Here is a 1267-nt window from a genome sequence, read left to right as displayed (position 1 = left end):
ACCTTCCTGTCTAGATGTCTGATCACAAAGTCATCTCCGACCCACCCCTGAGTCCGAGCCTGGGATGCCGCGATTCTAAGCCCATTCCCACAAAAATCTTCGGTGCCATCTGGATTGAACATGCGAAGCCGAAGATCAGATTCCTCTTTGGACAGCACGAGCACGCCGTCTCCACCAATCCCGAAGTGGCGGTCGGAAACACGCTGGACAAATGAGGGCAGGTCGGTGCCTGTCGGAAGATCTTCGGCGTGAAAAAGCGGGAAGTCATTCCCGATGGATTCCCATTTCCAAAACTTCAAACGAGCGGCTCCAAGTAGTAGTCCGCACTCTCCATGGTTTGTCGATACCATTTCCCGTTTGGAGAGACGAGCGGGAACCACCAGGCACTCGGACGGCGGCTGGCCTGCTCTAAACCTTCTGAACTAATGATTGCGTCACGGACCAGACGGAGGCGTTTCAGTTCTGCTTCAAGCTCAATCTGCCGCCGCCGTTCGTGAACGTTGACCACGGCTTGATCTTGAACCACCGCCTGTTGGGCTTCTTTCAAGGCAAGGAAGCTCTGCTTTTGGTGATGAAGGTCTCGCAGAATTTTATCAACTCGGGCCTGCAACTGTTCTCGCTCCAAGATATCACCAGGAGAGGGATCAAGTTGAAAAATCTTTGCCCGGAAGTGGTTCCCGAGTGCCAGCTGGGCAGTGCCAATCTCTTTGCGCAGAAAGCGGCGCCTTTCGTAGAGATCATCCCGCTGAGTTGATAGATCATCGACTTTGGCTTGGACTTCCGCAAGTACGTTGTGTAATGAGCTGTATTCCACGGAGAGGGTGCTCCAGGCTCCGCCGAGAGTTCTATCCAGGAAGCCGATCAGTTGGGTCGGCCGGCGCAACAGGCCGATTTCCTTGAGCATGGTCTTCTGCGATTCAACGACGCTTCGCCATCGCTGGGCAAAGCTGGGTGAACAGAGTTCTTCGGTGCCAAACGCGCGCTGGAAGGGCTCCGGGAGATGGAACCATGAACAGGTCCCTTCGAGGGCATCCCAAGCTCGATACCGGATTCTGAGGATCGGAAAGACTTGCGAAGAGAAACCCAGTCGGGCACCAAGGAGCTGGTGAAACTTCCTGCTAAGTTTCACGTAAGAACTGGCTCCCTCATGGAAAATGAAAACGTGCTCGCGGGCGAGCATTTGTAGGATGGCAGCGTGGCGAGTCATGCCACCTGTGAAGAATTTCGGGACTGAAAGCAGGATGGCATGTCTCGGGTAGGGTGGGCG

Annotated in this window: 1 protein-coding gene and 1 pseudogene; both read right to left on the bottom strand. The window is 54.8% G+C overall.

Annotated elements, in window-relative coordinates; translation table 11 throughout:
* Nucleotides 1-299: pseudogene (locus RMO15_RS07955) on the bottom strand (diaminopimelate epimerase); the annotation flags it as partial.
* On the bottom strand, nt 296-1267 hold a 972-nt coding region (locus RMO15_RS07950; RefSeq protein WP_309710238.1), incomplete at its 5' end, for a hypothetical protein. The gene RMO15_RS07950 and the pseudogene RMO15_RS07955, both read right to left, overlap by 4 nt.

Origin of the sequence: Armatimonas sp., from assembly GCF_031410135.1 — a bacterium.
In the GTDB taxonomy this organism is placed as follows: domain Bacteria; phylum Armatimonadota; class Armatimonadia; order Armatimonadales; family Armatimonadaceae; genus Armatimonas.
Note: the sequence above shows the minus strand (reverse complement) of the source record. Positions and strands in the feature narration are given on the sequence as shown.